We start from the raw sequence: 9804 nt of genomic DNA, 5'->3' as shown, positions 1-9804 counted from the left end.
ACCGGACAGTGCGCTATGACTGGCTGGGACAATATCTATTTTCATCACTGGATGAATTACAGCAGTATGCAACGGAATGGCAGTGGTTTTATAATCACGAAAGGCCCAATATGGCACTGGGTGGATATACACCAAAGCAGCATATATTACGTGCTGCGTAAACTCTACTTATGACCTCCGCTAAAAATGGGAGGATTACCGAACAGTAGCATTCTCGGTTGGTAATCGGTCGACGGATTCATCGAGCCTCGCAACGAGCGAATTCAACAGCCCGTCAGCTTCGATGGCTGCGATTTCAGCAAAGAGCTCGTCCTCTGTCGCTGTTGCATTGAGAAAATCAACGAAACGGCGCTCAGATATTTCTCCAACCGACGTCTGCAGTTCAAAGTAACGTGGGAAGTAGCGCGAAGTGCATACTCGTTTCTCCGTCAACCACCGGCGATGGAAGCCGTCTGCATAGTTTGTCCCCCCATACGCCCATTCGAGGGGAGGAAATAAGTCTTTAAGCGCATCACAAATGATATTGCGGCGCTCCTCTGAGACGATCTCAAGCAGCTCCTTAGCCGCTGCTTGGTCCACCTTCCGTCGGCCATCACGGGAGAAGCGTCCTTCCTGGAGAACCAATCCTCTCTCACGGAACAATGCATCGTGGAGGTCAGGTTCGAAGACCCTGAGTGTTTCCAGAAGCAGGAAGTCTACTATGTTCACCTCGAACACGTCGCCGACCACATGCAGTGGCATGTGAACAGCAATGGAAGAGATGAGACGACGTGCATCACGCATGTTGCGAAGGAGGGGCTGGATGCAGCCAATACAAGCGTTACCCCAGCGTCTCTGAGAGAACCCGTTGGCCTCAGTCGCGTATGGGCCCGCTATTTCAGAGAGTTCTTCCTCGAACATACGATGCACGAAAGATGTCGGTACGGCTGGTAAATCAAAGTTAGCCTGCACGATCTTTTCAAGGAAGGCTCGACCGTCGTTGTCTGCAACCGGATCTAGCGCTCGTTCTACGATACTGGGCTGGAACAGGAGCACAAAAACAATATTCGGTAGATTAGCATTCGCCTTTACCTGCCGAAGCAGCATCCTGATCTGATCAGGCTCGAGCCGGTCAATGTCGTCGACGAAGACAACCAGCGGCCGGTCAAGTTCGCGAAGACGAGTCTCAAGCGCTTTGCGTACCTTGTCGAGAGACTCGCCGCTATGGTCACGCCCGAGATACGATAGTACGCGTCCGAGAAGAGGTACTCCGACCGAGAGAAAGGCAAGAACAGCCGCAACCTTTGCAACTGTCGGAAGGTCATATCCAATAGCCGACGCGATAGCTATAACCGAAGCATTTGTTAGCACCGTCGAGATTAGAAGACCTGAACTCCCAGCCTCTTTAAGAGGCTTACTGACCCCGGTAAGGATCGCTCCGTAGCGTCGCAGTGCTTCGGCACGATCGAGCGCAGCCTTCGAATGTTCGCCTCCCAATCGATCTGCTATCTGGCCAAATAGCGCGCGGGAGATTGCATCGCCGTCTCCCCATTGCCATGGGTTAAAGTCGAGCCAGTCCGCTCCACTGCTCTTGGCATCGAGCCGTTCGGTGATAAGGTTTTTCAGTGATGATTTCCCGAAGCCCCATCCCCCACGAATAGCGAACACTCGGCCTTCGTGCAAACTAAGCTCCGAAAGCACGTCGGCTATACGAGCCGCGAATCCGGACCTTCTAAGGCGATCTTCGGATGCTGTCCGAATCGGCGCTTCAGCCCCAATCCCTCCGTCCGGCTGCTCGTTCCTTACCATATCAGCATTAGGCTTCGCGCGACGGCGAGCACACCATGCCGCCAGACGGAACAACAGCTTACTCATCGCACACCATCTCCCAAAAAAGCATGTATCAATCGTCCTATTGTTAGAAGCTTCACTGGTTCACAGACAGAGCAAGTTAATGCTCGTTCGAGCCTTGTCTGCACCAGTTCAACTTATTACGTAAGCAAACTGAAGGGGACCCGCTGCAAACGCAAGCCAGTATAGCGGTTCTGTCTACTCATCATGAAGTCGCAGATAAAAGGTGTACTGAATAGGCAATAGAATTTCACTTCCAGTGAAATTTTATTGCCAAAAATCGAAAAGAATGCTTTACTTATCACAGGTCAGGCGTTCCGCCTGAGCTGTGTTCTTTAAAATGATTGTTCTCATCGTAACAGCGAAGGTCTAGCGTAATTGCCTGTTTATCAGGCCGCTCCTTCATCCGGTGTTGGAGATTTGACGGGCAGACTAGCGTCATCGGTCAGTCTGAAGCACGTTCGTCATGATGGTGATTTGTAGCCAGTCGCGATACGCGGCTGCTAGGCAACCGCACTATCGGAATTAACGGGGCTTCATCGTCGCGAAGACTGGTGTTGGGCTTGCGCATCGGGTTGGCTCCTTTCGGCCATCGCCTTGTTACGGGGCTTCGGCGTTTTGCCGATTCAAAGGAGAGCAACATGAATCACGATACTTTAAAGAACACCATCGCAACGCTTGAAAAGCTGCGCGATGCTCACTGCAGCCAACTCGATGCTGGCGCTCTGGCAGAGCTGGAAGATGTATTGCGTCAGTTACGCAGACATCGTGACAGCCCGGTAAGAAGCGGGTTCCGGTTTGACGATATCGTCTTCCGGGCACTGCGTATTATTGACGTTGTGGTTCGTCTGATCACAAACATTGATGATTGGATGAAATAATGCAACAGAGCCAAGACGCAGCAGGCCCAATATTTATTTGCGGAGTTAATTATGAATATCGGACAGGCTATCAAGTTATGCCGAACCAGAAGGGGAATATCACAGACGGATTTAGCTCGGAAGGCAGAATGTTCGGTTTCTTATCTTTCCATGCTCGAAAACAATAAGCGAGATCCGACGCTTTCAACCCTTAACAGCATTGCTTCTGCTCTCAACATTCCTGTCAGCATTATTTTCTTTATTGCAGCAGAGGCCGGTGATCTTAACGGTATTGATAAGGGACTCCAGGGAGAACTTGCGCGTACTGCGTTGGAGCTGCTTAATGATTCACACTCTGTCTGACTCACCCTTCTATAGCAAACGACGCATCAGCAGTATGACAGCGCTATCAAAAGCGCTGAACATCTCTCCTATCGAACTACTTAATCTAGCTAATCGTGCGGACAATATGTACCGACTCGCCAGCACTATCACTAAGCCTGACGGAAGCACGCGCCAGACTTGGGATGCATATGCACCTCTAAAAAAAGTACAACGCAATATCAGGCGCAATATTCTTGATTACGTTGTTTATCCAGCATATTTGACAGGTAGTCTGAAAGGTTGTGATTATAAAACTAATGCAACTTTACACGCTGGTTCTACGATTGTTATTAATGAAGATATCACGCGTTTTTTCCCGTCAACTTCAGACACAATAGTGCATAACATATGGCAACATTTCTTTGGCTTCGATAATGAAGTAGCTGAATGTTTGACCAAGCTGACGACCCGACAAGGGGAGCTACCTCAGGGGGCCATCACTAGTTCATTTCTGGCTAACCTGGCGTTTTGGAAAGATGAACCGGCACTGCAAGCCAGTTTTCGGGCAAGAGGAATAATTTATTCCCGCTACGTTGATGATATCGCCGTCTCGTCAGTAAACTTTCTTGATAAACCGGCTAAAACGAATGTGATAGCCTCGATTTATGGCATGCTTTCCAGGCACGGTTACCAGCCTAAACGAGCTAAACACGAAATCAGAACATCTGGGCAACGGATGGAAGTTACCAAGCTTTCGGTGAATTCAAAACCTGGTCTCTCTTCCGCCAAGCAAAGTCAGATACGATCGGCAGTTCATCATTTGGAGCAAGCCATTCTTAGGGGCGAAATTATCGAGTTCGATAAGGGCCCTTATGCACAAACATTGGGGCTAGTTCATTTATTGGCCAGATTCCATCCTGGCAAAGCAAAAAAACTTAAACAGCGCTTGCTTGCTCTTAAGAGTGCGGTGCGCATGAATATGTATACATAGTGTAAGGACCAGGGCAAAAAATTTTTACTAAGGTGAATGCGTGGCAATCTTTGACATTGAAAAGGATGAATTACTTCGGCTCTCCGATACTCAGCTAGAAGAGCTTATAGCTCGGCTAGCAGAAGCTGAAGTGGCAATACATGGTCATAGCCCTGCATGTGTAAATTGGTCTGGCTCAATTACAGCCCCTGACGGAGGAATTGATATCCATGTTCAGGTTCCAGTTGATCAACTGAAAGCAGGCTTTCTTATAAGGCCTAATACGGTCTTTCAGGCAAAGAAACATAAAATGCCAAAGGCTACAATTGAGAAGGAAATGGGCACCGGCAACGCGCTTTCCCCCATAATCTCTGAACAAGCCAGAAAGCAAGGTAGCTACATCATTGTCAGCCTGGGTGATGATTGCTCGCCGACAGGAAAGGCGGATCGTCTCAAAGCGATGAGGGATGCAGTAAAAGATGATCCTAACAAAAGCAATCTTCACCTCGATTTCTACGACCGTTCCAAACTCATTCAATGGCTGCGTCAACATCCATCAGTAATGCTGTGGGTAAAAGGGAAGCTTGGGCAAGGATATTCCGGCTGGCAACCTTACGGAGCCTGGAGCAATCCGCCCCAAGGTGTTACAGACACTTTAATCTCAGCCCCGGGTGTAACTATTACTTTACCGTCGGGAAACGGGCAAAAACTCAAAATTGATGAAGCAATTAGCCCAATGCGAGAACTTATCCGTTCGACGAATAAGGCGGTTCGTATTACAGGATTATCTGGTGTCGGGAAGACTCGGATCGTTCAGGCGCTCTTTGATGAAACTGTTGGAACAGATGCGCTTGACCGGACAGTAGCTATTTATGTTGATACTGGCTCTGAGCCAGTACCGTCGGCTACAGCAATGCTTGATAAGCTGATCGCTGAGGACCGACGAGTAATTATGATCCTTGATAATTGTCCATCAGAACTCCATGCTTCGCTTGCCAGCAAGGTATCAGCCGCAGGAAAAGAAGTAAGCCTCATCACAATCGAGTACGACATTAGGGATGACAAACCACAGACAACTAAGGTCATCCATATTGAGACAGATGGTCCAGAGGTGGCAGAGCAACTTCTTATCCGTCGCTTCCCTTCTATTGGTCAGAATAATGCCCGTCGTATTGCTGAGTTTGCAGATGGGAATGCAAGAGTTGCTTTGGCTATAGCTGAGAGAGGGGAGGAAGGCGAGAGTTTGGCTCTACTCTCTGATGCGCAGTTGTTTAATCGCTTGTTTGAACAGCGTAATCATCCTGATGGTAATTTACGGGAGCAAGCTGAAATATTGTCACTGGTGTATTCATTCTCGGTATCTAGTCCAGATGCTGCTACCAACGAACTGGAAATATTAGGGGCGCTATTTGGGTATTCCAGAACCCATTTATTTAAAGCCGTTACGAAGCTGATGGAACGTCATATCGTTCAGAAAAGATCTCACTGGAGAGCTATCTTACCTCATGCCATTGCTAATAGATTGGCAGCATCCGCACTCGACAGTATTCCCGTCGATCAACTTAGGGCGACTTTTGAAGCTCCGGGTCGTGAGCGTTTATTAATGTCTTTTTCGCATCGCTTGGGGTTGTTACATGACCATCCTGTTGCGAAAGAAATTGTAGAAGCTTGGCTTCAGCCTGAAGGGATGTTAGGAAGCATAGCCGGGTTAAATGATATTTCGTTACGAATACTTGGGTATATCGGACCGGTTGCACCTGAAGCATTGCTCAACAGAATTGAGGCCGTACTCTCATCATTTGATTTCAAAGGTATGGAACCGGGCTACAATCCGCAGCGACGTAGTATTCTGCGTCTTTTACAAATGATGGCATACGAACCGAACGCCTTTGAACGATGCGCCAGGCTTCTTATTCAAATGGCAGAGCACGAAGCCGATAATAATAACTTGGATTCTGCTCGAAACATGGTCCCAAGGTTTTTCCAGGCGTATCTGTCTGGTACTCATGCATCCCTAAGCCAGCGTATTGCTTTAATGAACGAGTGCATTGCATCAAGTATTATTACGCGTAAATCTTTGGGCTTAAAGATGCTGTCAACTGCCCTGGATGGCCCACCGTGGTCAGGGTTTGGGGTTGGTGAGTTTGGAGCTCGACCAAGAGACTATGGATACGAACCCAACTATGATGAACTTGTCGAATGGCGCAGCGCCTTTATTGACGTCATTATCCAATTAGCGGCATCCGGAGATCCTGAGCTTGAGAGGCCTGCAAGATCAATCCTGGCTGACAAATTCAGGGGAATTTGGTTTCAAGAAGCAATGCGAGACAAACTCGTCGATGCTGCCGGTACATTAAATGCTTTAAGTCCTTGGGGGGAAGGTTGGAAAGCCGTTCGTTCAACGGTCTATTTTGACTATACCAAGCATGGCGATGGAGATGATGTTGAGCCGTTGCCGGATAATCTTGCTGCCTTAGATAAGGAGTTGGAGCCCATTGCGTTAATTCCAACAATAAAGACATACGTGTTGAGTATAAATGATGATTATTGGGCACTGGATGCGGATTTTGATCATGAGGACTCCGATAAATATACCGCAGCCGGAAAACGACTTGAAGCTAAAGCACTTCAATTGGGACAGGACTTTGCCTTATCAAATCATGTGCTTGAGGAGTTAGGAGCAGATCTGTTCTCCATCGGTGGAATGCCTTATCGCGCTGTCTTTGGTCGAGGACTTGCTCGAGGGGCACATGATCTAAGTATTGGCTGGCAGCGACTTGTTGAACAAATTGAAAAACAGCCAGATGCTAACAAAGACTTTGGAGTTATTGGGGGATTCATCGAAGAAGTTGACTCTGTCGATCCATCATTAGCGCAGAAGTTTCTCGACCAATGTGCGCAGCATCCTGAACTTCGACAGGTATTGGTTGGCTTGCATCCTTGGGGGAAATTTACAGTAAATGATTTGGATCGCTGCATGAAGCATTTGGAAGATCCAGACATTCGCCCTTTCATGTATGAGTCGATTTTATGGCGAGAACAATACGCCAATTTGCCGAGAATTCGTCTTCTCGAGCTTGCTGAGCAACTCCTGAGTAAAGCAAGCGGAGATAATGTCATTTTGCATGCGCTCTCCATGAGACTGCATGGTAAAGACAAATCGGCAGATACGCTTGGCGCAGACTTTCGGTTGATTGGTCTTGCTGCTGCAATCCAGCGGATTAAAAACAGCGACAGAGGCCAAAGAGGGACAATTGATTTTTACATGGAGCGAGTTATCGATGCCGCATTGCGTTTTGATGGTAATGAGGCAAAAAAAATTGAGTGGTTGGATGCAATTTTCAATGTCATTGATGAACACTATGGATATTTTTTGGGATTCGAGAAGACTATAGCAACAACTGTTGCGTTAATGCCTGAATCATTCCTCAATTGCATTTTTGAATGCACCGAGGAACAGCAGCAGGGAAGACAGTTCTTTATTCGTCGTGGCGGTTTACGCCTTTCTCCTCTTGCTGATGTAAGTACTAGCGTCTTGATTGAATGGTGCCGTGCCAGAAATGATCCCAGTGTTTGGGCTGCCATTGCGGCTGGTGTGACTCTCTGGTCAAAGAATGATGAACAGAATTTACTAACCCTACACGAAGCTGCTATAGAACTGTTAGAGGCCTCTCCCGAGCCACTAGCTGTGCTGGAGACTTTTGCTGAGCGAATCACTCCATCCTCTTGGACTGGTAGCCTGGCGAACATAATGCAAGCTAGATCAAGCGCCATCGGTGCGCTGAGTAAACACGAGCGTCCAGATATCTCCGAGGCTGCCAAAACAGTTTGTGAAAAAATGAGTCAGTGGGTCGAACGCCAAAAAGAACGGGAACAAAGGGAAGATAGTGAAAGGGAACAGCGGTTTGAATAAAGGCTAGAAGCCTATACAAACGTTCTGCGATAAGGAGAAAGTAATGGAATCTGCACGTGATAAACGTGTAAGTACCCCTACAAAAAGAACCATCAACTTTTAGATAGTCTCTGGCACACTTGGTTCCGCTCCTGGCATACAGTGGACCACCTGCAGTGTTGCGAGGTCTGCTATGAGCGAGAAGCGGAAGTTTATGATTTTCCTCACCTATGGCGATTTACTAGTACAAACTTGTGTTAACCATTATTGGCAATCTTTAAACTTGTACCTCCCCCTAAGGGGGAAGTTATATTCTGTCATTTTTACTTAATATGCGCTGCAATTAAGGAACGGCAGAACCTGATGAGGTGTCTTTAGAAGTTGGCAATGTATTACACATTGAATTAAAAGAGATTCTTTGAACAAGGTCGAACATCTTATGTATTCATCTTTCGATTCAGCCGTTGGAGAATCCGCTAGCCGGATTAGCCATTATATTGAGTTGCATCGGGGCTTTCCCCACGTGTCTTTCTCCGATCACATTAAAAGGCGACGTAGTGAAAGAGCCGCCCGCGCGAGATCGCTTAAACTGATTTATCTTGATACGAACGCATGGAAGTGCGTATCGGACTTCAGACTGAACAAGGCGAGTCTCACACCCGCAATGAAGACGTTTGGGACAAGTATTGAACGAGCTGTTCAGACGGGGCGATTTGTTTTTCCCATCGGTCTTCCGACATACTTTGAGCTGGACTCGATGACAGACCCGGCGACAAGAGAAACACTTACTCGACTGGTTGATGAACTTTCCCAAGGGATCTGCATCACTCCCTTTTCCGAGCGCGTTGGATCTGAGTTGCGCAAACTGCGTATGAGTAAGCTGGACGAATCTGAAGGGCTAGAAGACTTCTTATGCAGTCCCATCGAGTTGATGGGAATACCGACGATTTCCACACTCGGGTATCTCGAATCGTATGTAGATAAAGAAACCTTTAACAAGGCTGTCTTTGATGCCCTGTCAGAACTGCCATTTTCATTTCAGTTGGAAATTGCACGCACTTCCCTTGGGACGAAGTGGGATAACTCTCGTGGAATTACAGAACTCAATGACGGAAAGGCCAAACATCAATCAGAGATAGCGAACCTTAACACCGGCATATTTATTGAATTAACTGGCGGCATCACTACATGGTTTAGAGAGGAAGGGATACCCATTTCTTTATTAGATATCAAACGATACGCACTTGAGGCCCAATACTACTGGCATAAGATGCCAGACTCACGAGCAATGCCAACGCTAAGGGTATTGAGTTCATTATATGGGTTGATGCGATACGATCCGCAACGCCGTTACAAGAATGGCGATCCAAACGACTTTATGGTGGCGGCATCCGCACTTCCTGTAGCGGACGCTCTTTATACTGACAGAAAACTCGCCAATCTTCTGTCCGATAAAAGAATTGAGCTGAACAGATTCTCAGACTGCACAGTGGTCAGTGGGTTTGAGGACATGGCGGCGCATCTCGAGGAACAACTTTAATTTTAAAAACGTCCGCTTCTGGCACATAGCGGACCTCCATTCTCACGCATAAACATCTAAGGCATGCCTCACTCGAATTCTTGCCCTTCCCTTGCCAACAACCAAACCGCTTGCCCGGGAGGCAATGCTGTGGGAAAACACAACGTGCTCTGAACCGCTATGATTCTGAAGCACCCTACAGCCTCATCGTCTCCCTGCATGTACCGGAGACCGATGGCGATCTGCTGACACCGGTAAAGAGTAAAGTGGATGCGCTCATAGCCCCCCTCTGGCAGGATAGTTGACACCCCATACTGAAAATCTCTATGGGGGCAACGGAGCCTGTTATGAAACGTTATTCACCGGAACGTAAAGCCGCAGTTTTGGCCAAATTACTGCCACCCTACAA

7 protein-coding genes are annotated in these 9804 nt (G+C 47.7%); 6 read left to right on the top strand and 1 reads right to left on the bottom strand.

What is annotated here, in order from left to right:
• A partial coding sequence (locus FJU30_RS26340) for an integrase core domain-containing protein (protein ID WP_150433409.1) occupies positions 1-161 on the top strand: 161 nt, incomplete at its 5' end.
• 34 nt (positions 162-195) lie between these two features.
• On the opposite strand, the gene FJU30_RS26335 is transcribed toward FJU30_RS26340, so the two are convergent.
• A complete protein-coding gene (locus FJU30_RS26335; protein ID WP_223881717.1) occupies positions 196-1854 on the bottom strand; it encodes a KAP family P-loop NTPase fold protein in 1659 nt (552 codons plus the stop codon).
• Positions 1855-2471: 617 nt separating this feature from the next.
• Between FJU30_RS26335 and FJU30_RS26330 the strand changes: the two genes are divergently transcribed.
• The 5 genes from FJU30_RS26330 (at position 2472) to FJU30_RS26310 (ending at position 9416) form a co-directional block, all read left to right on the top strand.
• A complete protein-coding gene (locus FJU30_RS26330; RefSeq protein WP_126766396.1) occupies positions 2472-2711 on the top strand; it encodes a hypothetical protein in 240 nt (79 codons plus the stop codon).
• A 51-nt stretch (positions 2712-2762) separates the two neighbouring features.
• A complete protein-coding gene (locus FJU30_RS26325; RefSeq protein ID WP_004104673.1) occupies positions 2763-3053 on the top strand; it encodes a helix-turn-helix domain-containing protein in 291 nt (96 codons plus the stop codon).
• On the top strand, positions 3034-4005 hold the full coding sequence (locus FJU30_RS26320) for a reverse transcriptase family protein (protein ID WP_150437889.1): 972 nt from the start codon (positions 3034-3036) through the stop codon (positions 4003-4005). The genes FJU30_RS26325 and FJU30_RS26320 overlap by 20 nt, the downstream gene beginning before the upstream one ends.
• A 40-nt stretch (positions 4006-4045) precedes the next feature.
• Positions 4046-7897 (top strand): hypothetical protein, encoded by a 3852-nt coding sequence (locus FJU30_RS26315; protein WP_150437888.1) that lies wholly within the window; start codon positions 4046-4048, stop codon positions 7895-7897.
• 397 nt (positions 7898-8294) lie between these two features.
• Complete coding sequence (locus FJU30_RS26310; protein WP_150437887.1) at positions 8295-9416, top strand: hypothetical protein; 1122 nt, start codon at positions 8295-8297, stop codon at positions 9414-9416.
• The last annotated feature ends 388 nt before the right edge of the window (positions 9417-9804 follow it).

The organism is Affinibrenneria salicis, from assembly GCF_008710095.1.
The sequence above is the reverse complement of the archived record's forward strand: the minus strand, read 5'-3'. Positions and strand labels throughout refer to the sequence as shown.

What these genes read in the sequence shown, in the direction of transcription:
- FJU30_RS26330 (WP_126766396.1), top strand. Translation starts at nt 2,472, where the DNA reads ATGAATCACGATACTTTAAAGAACACCATCGCAACGCTTGAAAAGCTG.
- FJU30_RS26335 (WP_223881717.1), bottom strand. Translation starts at nt 1,854, where the DNA reads ATGAGTAAGCTGTTGTTCCGTCTGGCGGCATGGTGTGCTCGCCGTCGC.
- FJU30_RS26325 (WP_004104673.1), top strand. Translation starts at nt 2,763, where the DNA reads ATGAATATCGGACAGGCTATCAAGTTATGCCGAACCAGAAGGGGAATA.
- FJU30_RS26320 (WP_150437889.1), top strand. Translation starts at nt 3,034, where the DNA reads ATGATTCACACTCTGTCTGACTCACCCTTCTATAGCAAACGACGCATC.